This is a genomic window from Paraburkholderia sp. RL17-373-BIF-A (assembly GCF_046030175.1).
Lineage (GTDB): Bacteria > Pseudomonadota > Gammaproteobacteria > Burkholderiales > Burkholderiaceae > Paraburkholderia.
In genome coordinates, this window is record NZ_JARESO010000043.1 from 1 (window position 1) to 16,853 (window position 16,853).

The 16,853-nt window shown below is 60.1% G+C and carries 18 protein-coding genes and 1 pseudogene; 13 read left to right on the plus strand and 6 right to left on the minus strand.

The annotated features are described in order from the left end of the window. Nucleotides 1–183: hypothetical protein (locus tag P0D80_RS35300; RefSeq protein WP_408290745.1), on the minus strand; the 183-nt coding region annotated here is incomplete at its 3' end. Between P0D80_RS35300 and P0D80_RS35305 the strand changes: the two genes are divergently transcribed. Beyond that, entirely contained in the window at nucleotides 182–565 is a 384-nt protein-coding gene (locus tag P0D80_RS35305; protein ID WP_408290747.1) for a hypothetical protein, read from the plus strand. The two genes, P0D80_RS35300 and P0D80_RS35305, sit on opposite strands and share 2 nt — an antisense overlap. On the opposite strand, the pseudogene P0D80_RS35310 reads toward P0D80_RS35305, so the two are convergent. Continuing rightward, nucleotides 566–739: pseudogene (locus tag P0D80_RS35310) on the minus strand (DEAD/DEAH box helicase); the annotation flags it as partial. It lies immediately after the preceding gene. Nucleotides 740–1,200: 461 nt separating this feature from the next. Between P0D80_RS35310 and P0D80_RS35315 the strand changes: the two are divergent. The 5 genes from P0D80_RS35315 (at nucleotide 1,201) to P0D80_RS35335 (ending at nucleotide 4,581) form a co-directional block, all read left to right on the plus strand. After that, a complete protein-coding gene (locus P0D80_RS35315; protein WP_408290749.1) occupies nucleotides 1,201–1,509 on the plus strand; it encodes a hypothetical protein in 309 nt (102 codons plus the stop codon). Nucleotides 1,510–1,774: 265 nt separating this feature from the next. Then, a complete protein-coding gene (locus P0D80_RS35320) occupies nucleotides 1,775–2,002 on the plus strand; it encodes a hypothetical protein (RefSeq protein ID WP_408290751.1) in 228 nt (75 codons plus the stop codon). A gap of 1,494 nt (nucleotides 2,003–3,496) precedes the next feature. Next, on the plus strand, nucleotides 3,497–3,793 hold the full coding sequence (locus P0D80_RS35325; protein ID WP_408290753.1) for a CsbD family protein: 297 nt from the start codon (nucleotides 3,497–3,499) through the stop codon (nucleotides 3,791–3,793). Nucleotides 3,794–3,901: 108 nt separating this feature from the next. Further along, complete coding sequence (locus P0D80_RS35330; protein ID WP_408290755.1) at nucleotides 3,902–4,276, plus strand: phage holin family protein; 375 nt, start codon at nucleotides 3,902–3,904, stop codon at nucleotides 4,274–4,276. Beyond that, entirely contained in the window at nucleotides 4,273–4,581 is a 309-nt protein-coding gene (locus P0D80_RS35335) for a hypothetical protein (RefSeq protein ID WP_408290757.1), read from the plus strand. Before P0D80_RS35330 ends, P0D80_RS35335 begins: the two co-directional genes overlap by 4 nt. A gap of 570 nt (nucleotides 4,582–5,151) precedes the next feature. Here the strand turns inward: P0D80_RS35335 and P0D80_RS35340 are convergent. The 4 genes from P0D80_RS35340 to P0D80_RS35355 form a co-directional block, all read right to left on the minus strand. Next, entirely contained in the window at nucleotides 5,152–5,796 is a 645-nt protein-coding gene (locus P0D80_RS35340; RefSeq protein WP_408290759.1) for a hypothetical protein, read from the minus strand. Between the two features lie 99 nt (nucleotides 5,797–5,895). Continuing rightward, the gene (locus P0D80_RS35345) at nucleotides 5,896–7,224 is read right to left on the minus strand and encodes an MFS transporter (protein ID WP_408290761.1); all 1,329 of its coding nucleotides are present in this window, start codon (nucleotides 7,222–7,224) and stop codon (nucleotides 5,896–5,898) included. 198 nt (nucleotides 7,225–7,422) lie between these two features. Continuing rightward, nucleotides 7,423–8,238 carry an IclR family transcriptional regulator gene (locus P0D80_RS35350; protein WP_408290763.1) on the minus strand — a complete coding sequence of 272 codons (816 nt, stop codon included), beginning with the start codon at nucleotides 8,236–8,238 and terminating at the stop codon, nucleotides 7,423–7,425. Nucleotides 8,239–8,630: 392 nt separating this feature from the next. Further along, on the minus strand, nucleotides 8,631–9,548 hold the full coding sequence (locus P0D80_RS35355; RefSeq protein ID WP_408290765.1) for a helix-turn-helix transcriptional regulator: 918 nt from the start codon (nucleotides 9,546–9,548) through the stop codon (nucleotides 8,631–8,633). Between the two features lie 193 nt (nucleotides 9,549–9,741). On the opposite strand from P0D80_RS35355, the gene P0D80_RS35360 reads away from it, so the two are divergent. The 7 genes from P0D80_RS35360 (at nucleotide 9,742) to P0D80_RS35390 (ending at nucleotide 16,830) form a co-directional block, all read left to right on the plus strand. Then, the gene (locus tag P0D80_RS35360) at nucleotides 9,742–10,896 is read left to right on the plus strand and encodes an ABC transporter substrate-binding protein (RefSeq protein WP_408290767.1); all 1,155 of its coding nucleotides are present in this window, start codon (nucleotides 9,742–9,744) and stop codon (nucleotides 10,894–10,896) included. After that, the gene (locus tag P0D80_RS35365) at nucleotides 10,893–12,467 is read left to right on the plus strand and encodes a sugar ABC transporter ATP-binding protein (protein WP_408290769.1); all 1,575 of its coding nucleotides are present in this window, start codon (nucleotides 10,893–10,895) and stop codon (nucleotides 12,465–12,467) included. The genes P0D80_RS35360 and P0D80_RS35365 overlap by 4 nt, the downstream gene beginning before the upstream one ends. Further along, entirely contained in the window at nucleotides 12,451–13,425 is a 975-nt protein-coding gene (locus tag P0D80_RS35370) for an ABC transporter permease (protein WP_408290771.1), read from the plus strand. The genes P0D80_RS35365 and P0D80_RS35370 overlap by 17 nt, the downstream gene beginning before the upstream one ends. Continuing rightward, complete coding sequence (locus P0D80_RS35375) at nucleotides 13,422–14,393, plus strand: ABC transporter permease (protein ID WP_408290773.1); 972 nt, start codon at nucleotides 13,422–13,424, stop codon at nucleotides 14,391–14,393. The genes P0D80_RS35370 and P0D80_RS35375 overlap by 4 nt, the downstream gene beginning before the upstream one ends. Nucleotides 14,394–14,496: 103 nt before the next feature. Then, a complete protein-coding gene (locus P0D80_RS35380) occupies nucleotides 14,497–15,567 on the plus strand; it encodes a 2,3-butanediol dehydrogenase (RefSeq protein WP_408290775.1) in 1,071 nt (356 codons plus the stop codon). 33 nt (nucleotides 15,568–15,600) lie between these two features. Further along, the gene (locus tag P0D80_RS35385; RefSeq protein WP_408290777.1) at nucleotides 15,601–16,506 is read left to right on the plus strand and encodes an NAD(P)-dependent oxidoreductase; all 906 of its coding nucleotides are present in this window, start codon (nucleotides 15,601–15,603) and stop codon (nucleotides 16,504–16,506) included. A gap of 39 nt (nucleotides 16,507–16,545) precedes the next feature. After that, nucleotides 16,546–16,830, plus strand: coding sequence for a YciI family protein (locus P0D80_RS35390; protein ID WP_132380615.1), 285 nt, complete (start codon nucleotides 16,546–16,548; stop codon nucleotides 16,828–16,830). Nucleotides 16,831–16,853: the final 23 nt, after the last annotated feature.

A 16,853-nucleotide genomic window follows, 5' to 3' on the forward strand; every position in this document is an offset into this window, starting at 1 on the left:
GGCCGCTGGCAAACAAATCGAAACACGCAGCGCACCGGATGTGACCGGCGCGTCTGCCTGAGCGAAATCAAAGATAGAACCTACGGTGAAAATTTCAAGGGGCGGTCGTGAAACTCCGGTCTTGAAAATTGCCTGCCAAATAATATTATCGCGGTGCATTGCAACGAAACCGGAGGACACCATGGAATTCGATTCGGACTGGCTCACGCTTGGCAGACATCGCGTCCGGCTGCGCTCGGCCAGAGGCTTTCCGACGGAATCGATGGGTAGCGTGGCGGAGGTCGTGCGCCTCGCGATCGACAACAACATGAGCGCCCGCGCGCGGCTGGTCGAGATCGTCTTCCAGCAGGACCACACATGCGATATCGCCGTTGGCACGACCTTGGCGGAAGACCGCGTTTGTGCGCCGCAACTCGAAGCGGCGATCGCGCTGGTGCTCGGCCTGCTGCTAGAGCAGATGAACATCATCGTGACGACAGTAAGTCAGGAGGAAGTCGACCTGCACTTCGGCGTGTATGAGCGCATGCTGGCCGAAAAACTGGGCGTGGTGCCGCCAATCCAGTGAGACCAGCGTCTTGCCGTCGAGTTGCAGCGCGGGCAGTTGATAGCCTAGCGACTTTCCGGCGCCGGTCGGCATCGTGGCCAGCGCATCGCGCCGTTCCAGCACGCTGCGGATGATGTCCTCCTGCCCGGCACGCAACCTGGCGATACCGAACATATCGCGCATGGTCTTGCGCATGCTGCGAAGGCGCTAGTCGCGTGTCATGAAGTCAGACGGCGGCCGGGAAAAGCGGGGAAATTCATGCGCAGTTCTTCTCTTTTGCTGGTCGTGATCCGGTAACCAGCAACCGCCGTGCCGAGAGTCGTCTATGCCTCGAGCCTGACCTTGATTCAGCAGGCTGGCCGGTCGAATGCGCGACAGGCCGCAATCGCGCCGGTAATCGATGCGCGTCGTGTATTGAAGGGTGCCCAGTCATCCCTTGCGCTCGCCACGGACACGATGCACGCCAGCCGAGTGCGGTGGATGACCGCACCGTTGCAGTCAGGCAGCGCAGACATACGGCGCCTGAAAACAGCAACGGGCGTTTCCAGTCGAGCGAAGAGAGGAGCCCGGGGACGAGCGTTCCGCGCGCCGCGGACCCGTGAATAGTTTCTTGGCCCAGTTCATGCTGCGTTCGCTTAGACCGGCAGGAGGCCATCATGAAAACCCGCATTTTCACTTACGTTGAATGCCCATGCGGACATCGCGGAGCCCTCATCGAAAGCCTGGACATCGGCGATTTTTCCGACCACCGGTACCGGACGTGCCTGCGTAACCTGACCCATGCCGGGACGTACGACGGAGGTGACGGACTCTTCGCAAAAATGAAGCCCGGCTGCCCGGCGTGCGGTCGAAGTCTGGGCCCGGACGATATCGTCGGCCGCAGTGAGTTGCAGGGGTCGGGCGAAGTGCTGCGGCCAAAAGAGGATTCAGGATCAGCGGAGACAACGCTCAGCATCGATTGCTGACAGGCGGGGCCGCGCGTCCGGTTGGTGGCTTCCGGCGGTGCCGCGTGACAGCCCGCTGTTGCCCTGAAACCCATCGCTGGCAACTTCGCGTCACTCTGTTCAGCCTGGGAGTCATCGGCACGGGCCTGCTCGCATTGCCAGTACTCGCGGGGTCTGCAGCCTATGCAATGGCGGGTGCGTTTAACTGGCGAAACAGCCTCGGCCTGAAACACAACCGGTAAAACGTTTCTACGGCATCATCGCCCTGTCGACGCTAGTCGGTCTTGTGATCGGCTTTACAAGGATCGATCCTATCAAGGCGCTTTACTGGGGCGCTGTGATCAACGACGTGGTTTCCGTCCCGTTCATGGGGCTGATCATGTTCACGGCGGTGAATCCGAACATCATGTGCAGCTTCATCATTCCAGTGCGCCATCGCATCACCGGCTGGGCCGCGACGATTGCCATGGGCGCTGCCACGCTCGCCATGTTCTGGTTCATGCTCGCTCCTTGAGTGCGTGAGCAGTGCGGGCGCGCGAACCACCTTGGATTTATGTTTCATACTTAATTCGCCCTTCCAATGTCCGACTTAATGGAATCCGTCCTGGAGGGCCAGGCCCGCAATCTCCGTTGAGGAAGAGGACGCTCGACACGCGCCCACGTCGGAAACAGTCGACCACGGAAGAAGAAATGATGAACTGCGAACGATCGAGAAATCGATAGTCCTTGGCGGATCAGGGCGAACGGGGCAACCGCGGCATTGCCTCAGCTGTGTTCGCAGGTCAAAGGCTTCAGCTGCATTTCCCTTCGCCTCCTGTCCGTTTTCCTGAAGGTCTGTGATCCGTTGCTTCCTGTCGGGAAGCGTTCGACCTCAAGCCGCCCTCAGATGGATAACCGCCTATCGTCCAGCAGACGGGGTGCCCTCCAACGGCAAGCACGCGCGCATAGTCCGCGGCCGCCGACTGACCCGTTTCTGATCTGCTCCTGAACTGTTCGTCAATCGCCTCACGATCGAAGCCCAGACGCCTTCCTGAACACACTGGCGAGTCAATCGGGCTTCTTCAGTCCGCTCGGATTCTCAGGTCCACCGCGCGTCACCCCTTGATCAGTCGGCGCGCTCGCCCCGCGGTTATCAGGCGCCGTCTCGCGTCGTCCGGAGGCCGCCGACCCAGAATGGGGCGCGCGGATTGCTCCAGGCACGCGCGATCGATCGTCACTCTGAGGCGCCTCCGCGACGCTAGCGCCTCGCATCCCCGCCCCCGAGCGGGCCGCCCCTCCACCACTCGCTCCCGCCTCGCGGGCCGCGCCGGTATTCTGCGCAGATCCAGTCGCCGCAAAGATCGACATCAGCGCTGCAGCTGCGAAGCTTTTAAAGAGGACTTCCATTTTCGTCTCCATCGCCAGGTGCACGCATCCGTCGGTGCGCGCGCGTTCACTCGACAAATCGCTGCTGACACGCCGAAGGCTTCTTCCGGGAAGGCGGACGGGGTCCGCCGAATCCTCACCGCTCTGATTTGATGATCGCCGCGACTGGGCTAAAGGGCAGGTATCGTGAGCAGAGCGAACGCCACCCCGTGTCTTACGCCCGTCAAGGGCTCGACGAAATCTGAAGTGCGGTACGCAGCCCGTGGGGCGTCACAAAGACGCTCACTTGAGCACGTCTTCACCGGAAAGTCGCCTCCATTTAGAAGTTGCACCCTGATGCGGCCTGCACGAGGCAGGCCCTGCTACGCGCTTTGCAGTGGGGTGCTTTCATGTTAGGTCCATTGAACGACGGGACCAGTATTTTCGTTACTTCCGACAAAATTGCGATGGAAGGTGACTTTGGAGAGCGCCGGCCGTGCGAATGGGTGCGTCAGCGAATTATCAGGTTGGGCCCGACTTTTGCGCAGCATCTGGCACGCCGTCCCGCTGCCGAACCAGCGCTTTACATAGAGGCGTGGTTCTCGACATTCATGCCGGCGCATTTTCCCGTGCGGCCTGATCGCACTCACTTGAGGAGCAGACAATGGAAACGACGAAAGCAGAAGGAACGCTACGGGAGGTTGCTGGCGACGTTCAGCAAGCCGCCGGGGACCTGCTGAGCAGTGCCGGCGCACAGGTTAGCGGAACAGCGAAAGAGTTGAGTGGCAAGGCTCAGCAACTCTATGCCGATTTTGTGGATGTCGTACGCGAGTCCACGGTGGAGCGGCCGTTCGCGGCGCTGGCAATTGCCGCCGGCGTGGGCTTCATTCTTGGAGCGTTGCGCGCAGCGAATCGCTCAAGGCCCGATAACGGCCGAAGCGACTCGAGCGATCGGGAGTGAGGCTACACGCGTCTTGCCTTCGACGCGGCCTGAAAGGTGTAGACGGCAAACACCTGGCGCGGGCCGCCCCGGCGTTTCCGCAACAAGCCAGTCCCGAGGAGTCCCGCAATGTCCATGCGTTCGAAAGTCACGAAGTGGCGAAACGTCGGCAGATTCTGCGTCGAGCGAGCCACCGACTATGGTGAGCTCCTCGGCGTCGAACTTGAGGAGACCAGGAAATCTCTGGTCCGCGAGTTGAGCGCACTTGTTGCCCTGGCCGTCGCTGGCCTGTTCACACTTTCGTTTGTGTGCATTGCGATCATCGCGACGGCGTGGCGGACGCCTTACTTCCTTCCGGTGGTCTGGGGCGTTGCCGCGATGTGGCTAATTGTTTCCGTTGTCTCTCTGCTCTTCGTCCGCGCCCAGAAACCTGGACGTTCGCTTCATCTTCTGCAGGGGGAGCTCCGGAGCGATCTCGATACGTTGAAGGAGGCGCTAAAATGAACCAAGTACCGACCAATAGTGAAGCCGAGGCCGCCATCCTGCTGCGCATGGCGGAATCACGCACAGCGTTGCTGGCGGCGAACAGCACTCCATCATCGGTCCCGGCCGTACACGGACAGACGCGGCCTCCTGCGGTCGGCCTGATCGCTTCGCTGGCCGACGCACCGCGCGTCACGCTGCTGCTGGCGTTGTGCGTCGGCGCCATCGTCCTCGGACCTCGCCGGACTATTGGAATTGTCAGCCGTTCGGGGATCACCGCATGGCTAGGTGGTACCGTTCGGAAAGTCATTCTCAAATCTGTGTGAGTTGCACATGCAAGGGACCGCGCGGGGACCCCGTACACTGCAGCAGCAATTCCGCAAGGTTTCGGACCAATCGGAGCCACGAGCATGCGCTTCCCCACGCCGAGCGATCGGCGCGTGCGCTCAAGACATTCGAATACGGCCTCCGGATCGCTTGCCGAGCAGTACTCGATCTCGAGGCGCGCCGTCTGCAGGGTCTGCAAATGCGGAACGATTGAATCCAGCTCCCATCCCGGCTGATACGCTGGAACACCGAAGACTATCTTGACTTCCTTATCTGCGATCATCTGGTGCTCTTCAAGCGCACGCTCCAGCCCCTCCGATTCGAATCCGAGAATAAACACTCCCGCCTCAAGATCATCACTGCACGAGATCGACTACGGAGCGAGGAATCGGCTGATATCCAAGCGTGGTTTCGGACAGCGCGAACCGGTCCCCTCCCGGTTGTCGTCGCGTGTAATTTTCCGGCTCCATGGAGACTATATCGATCCGCTTGCAATCGAGCTCAACTAGCCCACTCACGAGCGTGAACAGCACTATGCCAGGCAGTGACAGATTTGCTTCGATCTACGCCTACCGCGAATGGCACACGAAAACGAGATCGTATGAATCGAACGTATCGGGCTCGATGCCGGCCGATTCGCTGGCTTGCGCAATCGCCCTGTCAAGAGAGCCGGTATCGAGCGACTCCACGAGGAGTAGCCCAGCGAACTCACCTTCCGAACTTCGACGCATAGACTTTTCCTGCGTGGCAATGGCTGTCGCATCGTTTTTGACGGACATGATCTGCGCGCTCACAACCCAATCGACTTTCGCTAGCGCTTTCACCAGTTCCAGCCCTTCGTGCGCGGCCAGACGATCCGGCAGAGTATCCTCGAAGCGTGCGATGGAAATGTGGCCGCCGTGTCCGGCCGGGTTGCCGCCCCGCGCGACAATAGAGCCGCCGCCGCGACGAAACTGTTCCAGCGTCGGCATGATCCGTTGCGTCCACGGTGTCGGATTGTTCAATCGTTCCAGGTAGCCAGGGCTCGACATTACGTCCGCATTGTCGAGCTCATAAAGCATCATGTATTCCGAGGGCCGGCTGTTGCGTCGTTTGAATACGCGCCCGGATCGAAAGCCAGGTACGCTCACACGTTCGAAGATGTGCTCCCGGGTCAGCCAGTGCATGTAGTCCGTTTCAGATTCGGCTGCGATCGTGCTCCAGATCGCGAGCAAGCCGGTTTCGTCTTTGATCATTTGCTTTTCTCCGTCTGCTTTTTCAGTGCGCCGAGGCTATGCCCTCCGCCCCGCAGGGCGAATGCACTCCCCGAAGGATCAGTAAGTCGCCTGCCCGGAGACAGACTCACGTTCGCCAGCAATTTCGGCTGCTGAGTCGAGGCGGTTCATGTCGATACCGGCGGTCTCTGGTCCGATGGCGATCATGCAGAACGACAAGATATTGAGTGCTCCAACCAGTGCGACCAGCGCCCACGGAGAGCCATTGCCCAGGTGCAGCAACCACGCGGCGACCACCGGAATTGGGCCGCCCGCGAACAGGCTCGCACCGGTGAAGGCGAGCGCCGAACCGGAATACCGGACATTGGTCGGGAACACCTCGGCGAAAGCAACAGGCTGAATTCCGGTCTGGACCTGCGTGAATGCCATGAAAAGACCCATTGCTATCGCCATCGGTACGAAGCTCCGTGTGGCGAGCACCTGAAAATAGAACAGCATGATCACGAACGTCGCGGCTGACGCAAGCAGCAACGCGCGCTTGCGACCAATCCGGTCACTCAGCAAGCCGCCACCAATCGAACCCGCGATAGCACATGCATTGGCGATCATCAACAACATGAAACCGGTCTGCTTCGGCACGCCGAGCGTGTTCGTCAGGTAGCTCAAAGTGAACACGACGGCGAGGTAAAAAAGTGCGGTCGGCCCACAGAAGAACAGCATCATGCGAATGATTGTCTTGTAATGCAGACGGAATGCATCCCGTAACGGGCTTCCGACCTTGGCGACGGCGGACTGCTGCAGCTTGACGAACGCCGGTGTCTCGGCAACGCGCAGCCGGATGTAAATGCCGACCAGCACCAGGACAAAGCTCAGCACGAAGGGAATGCGCCAGCCGTAGCTTATGAAAGCACCCGCACTCATCGTCGATGAGAGCAGCAGAAGCGCCGCGTTGGCGACTATCTGGCTCAGCGGGGCACACATGCCTATCAGGCCCGAGTATTTGCCTCGCCGGTCTGCTGGTGCATGTTCAAGCGCCATGAGCTGACCGCCAGTTGATTCGCCGCCCAGCGCGAAGCCTTGGATGATGCGGAGAATCACAAGCAACAGAGGGGCATAGACACCAATCTGCGCATACGTCGGCAGAAGCCCCATCAGCACCGAAGTAATCCCCATTACGGATACCGTACCGAGCATCAGGTTACGACGCCCAACCTTGTCGCCAAAGTATCCGCAGGTGATCGCACCGAGTGGGCGTGCGGCCAATCCGACACTGAAAGTTGCCAGCGACGCGAGCATGGCGGAATTCGAATCCATCGCAGGAAAGAACAGTTTGGGCAGCACGGTGGCTGCGACTGATCCATAGAGCGTGAAATCGAACCATTCAAGCGCCGTACCGAGCGTAGCGGCGCTCACCGCCCGGTTGGCCATGGAATGCGAGGTACTCTCATTCGTAACGTGGGTCATGCGTGTCTCCTGCTGTTTAAAAGAGGCTGCCTTGCCTTTTTGTCAATCCGACATCTTTGCTTCGTAATACTAATTATTAATTCAAAGTGAAGGCGAATTTCAATTCGCCTTCTACCATGTCAAGTCGTGAATGAACTACGCCCTCGCAGTAGACGACCCAGCCTAACGCTCAGCACCTGCCGCGCGGCAGGCGCCTTGCAGCGCCTGCTTAAGCATGGGCGACACGCCGCTTGCATCGGACAATTCCGTAGCGGTCGACATGAGCGCCGGAACGAGCTCTTTCATTCGCTCTGCTGTCAGGCGCGACATCGGCCCCGCGATGATCAAGATTGCGTGCACTTCCCCCCCAGCCGTACGCACAGGCGTTGCCATAGAACTCATGGCTGGCAGAAACATATCTTGCGTAGTCGCGTAACCATTCTCGCGCGCACGCTCAATCATTGGCAGCAGAGCTTTGAATGTTGTCGGTGCACGCGGACCAAAGTCAGATGGCATGCCAAAGCCCTGTTTCGACACAAGCCTTAACGCATCTTCTTCGCTCTTGCCAGCTAACCAGATCATGCCCGCAGCGCTGCATGAAAGGGTCACCGCGCGGCCCATCTCGGGGTCATAGCGAATGCCTTGCCGTGCACCTTGCGCCTTGGCAACGTAAATCAGTTGCTCTCCATCGACGATCGCCAGCCGGATCAATTCACCCGATGTCGTGGCAAGCCGCTCCAAAATGGGCTGCGCGACGTCCACCACACCGCCGGCGCTAAGAAACCGTAGACCCAACGAGGGCATTTTCATGGTGAGGGAAAATTCGCCGCGCCGTTCGTCTTTTCGCACATAACCTTGCTCCACGAGATCGGCGAGCAGACGATGAGTCGCGCTAACCGGCAGGTCGAGCGTGCTGGAAAGTTCTGAAAGCGTTTTGCCCTCTGGCGCATTGGCGAGCTCTTCCAGTACACGGAGGATGCGTTCGGCTACGGCGCTCATTGCTTGTCACCTGAATCCACGGATTCGCTACGGTGCGTCCCAATGACGCTCCCATTCGACACAGGCGCCATCATAGTGGAAAGTCTTTCCAAAAAGCAAATGCTTTTCAAAATTACGTCGTGTGGCTCCCTTCTTGTCTGCTGATTGGCGCGCTGACCGTTTCGGGGTCTGGATGCCAATGCGAACGTCCGATCTCAATTCGACTTCGGTCAAACGAAGTGTGTTCGCGCCAGGTATGAATCTGCTTATAGATCATCGGCGGACGACCACGGGTGCTCAGGGGTGCTGCGCTGAACGAATCGCGTTCACCAGCCAGTTCGTTAGCGCGAATCGCGCAGACCGCGTTGCTCCTTCCGGGCGGACAACGCGCTTCCTGTATTAGCCGGCCCTTATCAGCCTTTCCTTCCCGCAGACGTTCGCGGCTTGCGGAAGGTCTCCAGCACAGCCACAGCCTCAAGCGGCTTCGTCGCGGCGAGAGAACTCTTCATGAGGACTTCGATACGCTGCGCTGTATCCGTCGACGGCGCGGGTGTGTAGACCATGATGCGCATTCCCGGCGCATCCGGCACTTCGAGGGAAAGTGCGTCCAGTTCAAGCACTCCCGCGACCGGATGCTCAATCACCTTGCGCCAGTCGCTGCGCTTGAGCACTTCATGCTCGGCCCACCAACGACAAAAGTCCGCATCGGTATCCGTCAATTCTTCGACCAGATCGCGAAGGAACACTTCCCCCGAAGGGCGAAGGATGTAGTCGCCCCGAAACTGCGCCAGCACGCACTTCGCGTACGCATCCCACCCCCGGAACAATGAGCGCGCGCCTTCGTGCTGAAACGTGAACCAGAGCAGATTGCAGCGGCCGGCCGGCATCTTGCGAAAGTCGGTGAATACCTTGACCGCCGCCTCGTTCCACGTCACGTAGTTCCAGTTTCCATCGACGACATACGCCGGCATGTTGCCCAACTGATCGAGCATCCGACGGACCGTGTCGGTCACATTCTGCGCAATCGGATAAGGACCCGGCGGCGTGTAGTGGTTGGCAAGTTCAAAAAGATGCGTGCGTTCATGCGGAGAAAGCTTCAACGCATTCGCAAGGCTTTCGATAGTTTTGAAAGAAACGTTGACCTCGCGGCCCTGCTCGAGCCACGCGTACCAGGTCACGCTGATCCCCGCCCGTTCAGCGACCTCTTCGCGCCGCAGCCCCGGCGTCTTTCTGCGGTTGCCGGCCGGGAAATCGATGTCTTCCGGGCGAAGGCGGGCTCGCCGCGTGCGTAAAAAATCAGCCAGTTCATCCAACCGCTGCTGCTTTTCCATTCCGTGCCTCCTGTCACTTCCCTGTTACTGCCATTACTAGTAATGGCAATTGCTAGATGCCCCGATGCATCCGTGCCACATTTCAGCCGTCGGCAGGACGTTCGTTGATCCGCAGCGGCAGCGCCTGATTATAGATCGCGCTCCGAAGGAAGGTGACAGTCCGACGACAACCAAAATATTCATGGAGACATACATGCGTCGCTTGATTCCGTTCTTACGTGCCGGTGTTTTCACACTCGCAGCAGCACTTCTTCTTCCCGTGAACAGTGCACATGCGGACTACACCGGTGCGCCCAGAACCTTCCTGTTCAACCCGGCTGTGCAGATTCCCTTCTCCGACACCGCGAAGTTCAAGAAGAAGGCGCCGTATGTCATCGGCTTCTCAAACGCGGGGCTGGGCGACAGTTGGCGTGTCGTGATGCAGCATTCGTTGATGAAAGCCGCATCGGAGCATGCGGACGTCATCAAGCAGCTGATCATCACGAACGGCAACATGGACGACGCGAAGCAGGCCGCGGACATCCAGGACCTGATTTCGCGAGGCGTCGATCTGCTGATCGTGAGTGCGAATACACAGAAAGCACTCGACCCTGTTGTCACGCGCGCCATGAAGCAGGGCATCCCTGTCGTGATGGTCGATCGCCGCATCTCATCGGACAACTTCGTGTCGTTCGTGACAGGCTCCGATGCCATGATGGGCCGTGTGTGGGCGCAATGGATCGTCGAGAAGCTGCACGGCAAAGGCAACGTGATCATGCTGGCGGGCCAGGCGGGTTCCAGCGTCAGCGCAGACCGCGAGGCTGCCGCGCATCAGGTCTTCTCGCAATACCCGGGCATCAAGGTGCTGGATACCGTCTATTCGGACTGGAGCCCGGTGAAAGCCAAGCAACAGATGCAGGCGATGATCGCGAAGTACGGACACACCATCAACGCAGTGTGGTGCGCGCACGGTTTGCCGGTTGCCGGTTCGATCGATGCGTTCGTCGCGGCCGGCTTCAAGGCGGGCGAGATTCCGCCGCACACCACGGCGGACCTGAACGGCCCGCTGCAACTCGCGCTCAAGTACAAGATTCCCATGCTTGAAATCGGCTATCCGCCTGCGATGGGCCGTACAGCGCTCGACGTTGCGCTGAAGGTGCTGGATGGCCAGCCTCTGCCGAAAATCTACGAGATCAGTCCGCAAATCGCGCTGACGCGTGGCGATGAAACGGCCTCGGTCCCCCATCCGGATCAGTACGTTGACCAGATCGTCGATGCGAAGGGACCACCGGACGAAATCATCGACGGCGGCATGGGGCCGGGCTACAACCCGTCGACCTTCAAGATCAAGCTGCCGGGTGAGAAATGAGCCATCCAGCAATGAAGGTCGCCGTCGACCTGGCTCAGCTTTCTCATGACAGGATCGAAGTCGTCGGCGTGACCAAACAGTTCCCCGGCGTGAAGAGTCTGGACGCCGTGTCGTTTGGTGTGCGAAGTGGAGAAATTCACGCACTGGTAGGAGAAAACGGCGCCGGTAAGTCGACGCTGATGAAAGTGATGGCGGGCGCGTATACGCCGGACGAAGGAGAGATCCGTTTCGAAGGCAAGCCGGTGCAGTGGAAATCCGCTGCGGATGCCAAGGCGCGCGGCATTCACGTCATCTATCAGGAACTCGTGCTGTTTCCGCAATCGACGGTGGCCGAAAACATCTATGCCGGGGCCGAGCCGCGCACGTCGCTTGGCACGATCGACCATCGACGCATGAACCGTCAGGCGCAAACCTTGTTGAACGAACTCGGGGTGCGTCTGGACCCACGCGACCGGTTGCGCAATCTGTCGGTGGCGGATCAGCAAATGGTTGAAATCGCGAAAGCGATGGCGGGCGAAACGCGCGTGCTCGTGCTCGACGAACCGACTGCCGTGATCGCGGGCAAGGAAGTGCAGTTGCTGTTCGAGCGCCTGCGCGTACTGCGCGCGAGAGGCGTTGCGATCATTTATATCTCGCATCGTCTGGAAGAAATCTTCGCGCTCTGTGATCGCGTGACGGTGATGAAAGATGGACGCAAGATCGCGACGCAGGATGTCAGCGCGACGACGCGCGACGGCCTCGTCAGGATGATGGTTGGCCGCGAGATGAAAGAGATCTATCCGCCCAAACCGGCACTCGCGTCTAACGCGGCGGTATTGCTCGCAGTCGATAGCTTGCAAGTCGAAAACCGCGTGTTCGATGCGTCGCTCACCGTACGCGCAGGCGAGATTGTCGGCCTTGCCGGCATGGTTGGCTCGGGACGCACCGAACTGGCGTCAGGAATTTTTGGCGCCATGCGTATTGTGCGCGGCACGGTCGACGTGCGCGGCACCCGGCGGACACGCATGACGCCGAATACGGCGATTCGCCTGGGTCTCAGTTTCGTCACCGAGGATCGTAAATCGCAGGGTTTGCTGATGTACCTGAACGTTGCGCAGAACGTCACGGCCGCCACGCTCGGCAGAATCTCCCGCTTCGGTCTGTTGCGCTCACGCGCCGAGCGCGACGCCGGCGCGGCTTCCATCAGCGAATACGGCATCGCAGGTGCGCGTCCTGCGGGCAGCGTGGCGACGCTCTCGGGCGGCAACCAGCAGAAAGTGCTGATTAGCCGCTGGGTTCGTGTGTGCAAGAGCGTTCTGATTCTCGACGAGCCGACGCGCGGAGTCGATGTGGGCGCGAAAGCCGAGATCTATCGCGTGATGCGGCAACTGACAGAGCGAGGTCTCGGCATCCTGATGATCAGTTCGGAACTGCAGGAGGTGATCGGCATGTCCGACCGCGTGCTCGTGATGCGCGAAGGGCGAATCAACGGCGAAGTGGCTGGCGAACGGATGACCGAGCACGACATCATGCGGCTTGCGACCGCTTCAGAGGTGCAAGCGAATGGAGGCGGACATGCTTTCATCAACTAACGGCGGCGCAAGCCTGCTGAAACATCATGTGGTGGCGAACGGCGCCGCGTATGTCGTAACCGGCCTGCTGCTGGTTCTTCTGCTGGCTGGGGCCTATGTGAGCGACCGGTTCGCGACGGTGCCGAACCTGCTGAACGTCCACCAACAGGCGACCGGACTGGCACTCGTGGCGCTCGGTCAAACCCTCGCTATTCTCACGGGCGGCATCGACCTGTCGGTGGGCTCGCTGATCAGCGTAACGGCGACGCTCACGTCCGGGCTCTCCGACAACCCATACGGCGGCTGGACCAGCGCGATTGTGCTGGTTCTCGCCTTGTCGCTCGTCGTTGGGCTGGCGAACGGATTCCTCGTTCTCTGGCTGCGCGTGCATCCGCTGATCGTCACACTCGGCATGGGCGCCGTGCTGCAGGGCGCAATTCTCTATTATTCGAGCGGCCCCGCGGGTAACGTGCCCGACGGTTTCGATTCGATCGCATATGGCCGCTATGCTGGCGTACCCGTTGCCGCGACGCTCGTCGTGCTGCTGTACCTGGCCGTCTCGTACTTCATGCGCAACTTCAGGTTGGGACGCTACGTGTACATGGTCGGCGATGACGAATACGCGGCAACGCTGTCAGGTCTTCCGCGAGCGCGCGTGATCCTGTTCGTCTACGTGTTCTCCGCGCTCTGCGCAGGCTTGACGGGTATCTATCTCGCCGCGCAATTCGGCTCGGGCCAGCCTTACCTCGGTGCGAACTATACGCTCGCATCGATCACGCCGGTGGTGGTGGGCGGGACGGTTCTCAGCGGCGGGCGCGGCGGCGTGATCGGCACGCTGATCGGCGTCTATCTGCTCAGCGTCCTGAACAACCTGATCAACTTTGCGGGCATCCCCTCTCACTATCAGCTGATTGTTCAAGGCGCGGCAATCATTGTCGCGGTATCGCTGAATCTGCAACGCAAGCGGGGGGCGGCATGAATTCGATCGCTTCCCGACGTCGCCCGCCTTTCGCCCGCTTCCTGTCGATGGATATTGCGCGACGCTACGGCATTTTCCTGTTCTTCATCCTGCTTGTTGTTGTTTCAGGTGCACTGTCGCCGACTTTCCTGCGCAGTGACAACGTCGTCAACATGCTGGTGCAGTTCGCGCCACTCGGCATTGTCGTGACCGGCCAGGTGTTCGTGATTCTGGTGGGTGGACTCGATCTGTCGGTTGCTTCCGTCATGGCCACTGCCGCCGTGATCGCGACCGCATTCGACGGAACGGATGCATCGGCACCCGCGATATTCGGCGCGACGTTTGTCATGTGCGTATGCGCCGGACTGTTGAACGGCCTGCTCGTCACGAAGCGGCAGGTGTCGCCCTTTCTCGCTACCTTTGCGACGGCGATCGTGTTGCAGGGCATGCGCTTCGCCTATACGCAGGGCGCGCCGTCGGGCAATGTGCCGCCGCTCTTTCATGCAATGGGCACAGGTGCGATAGGCGGCATGCCCGTCAGCGTATTGATGCTGGTTGCGTGTGCCGTTGTGTTCGGCGTGCTCTTGCATCTGTCGACGTTCGGAAGACGCGTCTATATGGTCGGCGGCAATCCGGAAGCGGCGCGGCTCGTGGGTGTCAGTCCGGACGCTGTGCGCATCGTTTGCTACGTCATCAGCGCATTGCTCGCAGGGCTTGCCGGACTTGCACTGTCAGGTTACGTCGGCATCGTCGACAACTGGGTCGGACGCGGCTTCGAACTCGATTCGATCGTGGCAGCCGTGATGGGCGGCCTCGCGCTCTCGGGTGGACGCGGCTCCTTGCCCGGTGGCCTGGCCGGCGCGGCGATCCTCGTCATCGTCTTCAACATCGTCCTGCTGGTTGGCATGCCCGTGCAGGCACAGATCATCGTCAAGGGCGTAATCATCATCGGTGCGTCGGCGTGTTATGTCGTCCGGCGGCGGCGTTAGCGCAGTGGCTTCATATCACCCCGCATGCAGCGCTTTCGACGCAACCAGGAACATCGGAGAACGACGCCCGTGTAGGGACGTCAACGCAAACAGGAGCAGACACATGAGAGCAGTCCGTTTTCACTGCGCACACGACATCCGGGTCGAGAATGTGCCCGACCCGAGCGGGATGGGCGCGAACCAGATGATCGTCAAGCCCATGTGGTGCGGCATATGCGGTACCGACCTGCACGAGTATCAGGCCGGTCCGATCGTCGTGCCCACCGAACCGCATGCACTCACGGGAGCAAAGGCGCCGCAGGTGCTCGGACATGAATTCAGCGCTGAAGTGATCGAAGTCGGCAAAGACGTCAAGAACGTGCAGCCTGGCGACCGCATCTCCGTGATGCCGCTGGCGTCGTGTGGCCAGTGCTACTACTGCGCACGTGGCTTGCGTCACCTGTGCACGAAGATGGGTTGCGTAGGCCTGAGCTGGGACGGCGGCGGTATGGCCGAATACACGGTGCTGAACGACTACCACGCGAACAAACTGCCCGACACGGTCAGCGACAAGCAAGGCGCGCTGATCGAGCCGGCTGCGGTCGCACTTTATGCCGTCGATCGCGGCGGCGTGACGGTGGGGTCGACTGTTCTCATTACCGGCGCGGGGCCTATCGGCGTACTCGCCGCGTTGGCGTGCCATGCAGCCGGCGCTTCGAAAATCTTCGTCAGCGATCCTAATCCGGCACGCGCTGCAAAGATGGCTGGCTTCGGCGTCGCGACCGATATCTTCGATCCCTCCGACGGTGAGCTGCCACAAAAGATCCGCGACCTGACTGAAGGCGTCGGCGTGGACGTCGCGATCGAATGCGCGGGCAACCAGCATGCGCTCAATGCCTGTGTCGACGCCGTGCGTTCGGCCGGCGCCGTCGTACAGGCGGGACTGCACGTGGGTACGGCGAGCGTCGATCCGATGAAGTGGTCGCTCAAGGATATTCGCATCGAAGGAACATGGTGTTATCCGGTCACGATCTGGCCGCGCATCATCGGCATGATCGCGAACGGCAAGTTCCCGGTCGAAAAGCTGATTCACGATCTGATTGACGCGGACGATGTGGTTGCAAAGGGCTTTGACGTACTGAGCGACAAAGGCAGCGACAAGATGAAGATCCTTATCAATCCGCAATCGCGCTAAGGCGCCGATGTGATAACGCAGCTGGAGAATGGCATGACTGGAACAGGCACGCAGAACAGAACCACGATTGGCTGGATCGGCCTTGGCAAGATGGGCTCGCCCATTGTCGGCAATCTGCTCAAGGCGGGCTTCGACGTCGTGGTGTACGACGTCGACTCGCGCCGTGCGGAAGAGCTCGCGCAACGGGGCGCGCGGCTCTCGAAAGACATCGCTGGCGTCGCGGCATCAGCGCAACTGATCTTCTCGATCATTCCCGACGACTCAGTTTTGCAAAAGGTCGCGCTCGGCCCGCAAGGGGTGATTGCACATGCACGAGATGACGCGGTGTACATCGACATGAGCACCGTGTCGCCAACCGTTTCGGAGACCGTGCGGGATGCGGCGCGCGCACGCGCGATCGATTTCATCGCTGCGCCCGTTTCGGGCAGCACCGTACTCGCTGAGAAGGCGCAACTGACGGTTTTTGCATCGGGTCCGAAGCCCGCATTTGAGCACGCGCTGCCAGTTTTCCAGGCGCTTTCGGCACGCCAGTACTACGTCGGCGCGGACCAGCAGGCGCGCTATCTGAAGCTCGCGATCAATCATCTGGTTGGGTCGACGGCTGTGCTGCTTGCGGAAGCGTTGACGCTCGGCAAAAAAGGCGGTCTCGACTGGTCGGAGATGCTGACCGTGATCGGTGACAGCGTCGCTGCGTCGCCATTGATCAAATACAAGCTCGATCCATTAAAGCAGCGTGACTTCTCACCCGCCTTTTCCTCCACGCAAATGCTGAAAGACATGACGCTCGTGGTCGACGCTGGTGATGCGGCCGGTGTGCCGATGGTCGCCGCGTCGCTCGTACGTGAGCAGTTCGCGCAATACGTGAACGGCGATGGCGCGGAACTCGATTTCTTTTCGATCGTGCGGGCGGTCGAATCGGCAGCAGGTATTGCTGGTTGAACGTCTACGCCGATCATTTACTTACTCTCAGGAGCTGCAATGCATTTCACTGTCTACTGCCTGGATCATGACGACATGGTCGAACGCCGTCTCGCTCACTACGATGCACACAAGGCCTATCTGGCAACGTCGCCGATCAGGATGGTGATGTCCGGTCCGTTGCTGGCCAGCGACCAGGAAACCATGATCGGCAGCTTCTTCCTGTACGAAGCGGACAATATCGCCGACGTGATGCGTTTCAACAGCCACGACCCCTTCAACGAGGCCGGCATCTGGCGCGCCGTCGATATTCGTCCTTTCCTCAAGCGGGTCGACAATCGCTAGACCAACTGGAGAGGAACATAACG

Coding starts and splice junctions, on each gene's coding strand:
- P0D80_RS35305 (WP_408290747.1), top strand. CDS start 182: ATGGAATTCGATTCGGACTGGCTCACGCTTGGCAGACATCGCGTCCGG.
- P0D80_RS35315 (WP_408290749.1), top strand. CDS start 1,201: ATGAAAACCCGCATTTTCACTTACGTTGAATGCCCATGCGGACATCGC.
- P0D80_RS35325 (WP_408290753.1), top strand. CDS start 3,497: ATGGAAACGACGAAAGCAGAAGGAACGCTACGGGAGGTTGCTGGCGAC.
- P0D80_RS35330 (WP_408290755.1), top strand. CDS start 3,902: ATGTCCATGCGTTCGAAAGTCACGAAGTGGCGAAACGTCGGCAGATTC.
- P0D80_RS35335 (WP_408290757.1), top strand. CDS start 4,273: ATGAACCAAGTACCGACCAATAGTGAAGCCGAGGCCGCCATCCTGCTG.
- P0D80_RS35345 (WP_408290761.1), bottom strand. CDS start 7,224: ATGGCCAACCGGGCGGTGAGCGCCGCTACGCTCGGTACGGCGCTTGAA.
- P0D80_RS35350 (WP_408290763.1), bottom strand. CDS start 8,238: ATGAGCGCCGTAGCCGAACGCATCCTCCGTGTACTGGAAGAGCTCGCC.
- P0D80_RS35355 (WP_408290765.1), bottom strand. CDS start 9,548: ATGGAAAAGCAGCAGCGGTTGGATGAACTGGCTGATTTTTTACGCACG.
- P0D80_RS35360 (WP_408290767.1), top strand. CDS start 9,742: ATGCGTCGCTTGATTCCGTTCTTACGTGCCGGTGTTTTCACACTCGCA.
- P0D80_RS35365 (WP_408290769.1), top strand. CDS start 10,893: ATGAGCCATCCAGCAATGAAGGTCGCCGTCGACCTGGCTCAGCTTTCT.
- P0D80_RS35370 (WP_408290771.1), top strand. CDS start 12,451: ATGCTTTCATCAACTAACGGCGGCGCAAGCCTGCTGAAACATCATGTG.
- P0D80_RS35375 (WP_408290773.1), top strand. CDS start 13,422: ATGAATTCGATCGCTTCCCGACGTCGCCCGCCTTTCGCCCGCTTCCTG.
- P0D80_RS35380 (WP_408290775.1), top strand. CDS start 14,497: ATGAGAGCAGTCCGTTTTCACTGCGCACACGACATCCGGGTCGAGAAT.
- P0D80_RS35385 (WP_408290777.1), top strand. CDS start 15,601: ATGACTGGAACAGGCACGCAGAACAGAACCACGATTGGCTGGATCGGC.
- P0D80_RS35390 (WP_132380615.1), top strand. CDS start 16,546: ATGCATTTCACTGTCTACTGCCTGGATCATGACGACATGGTCGAACGC.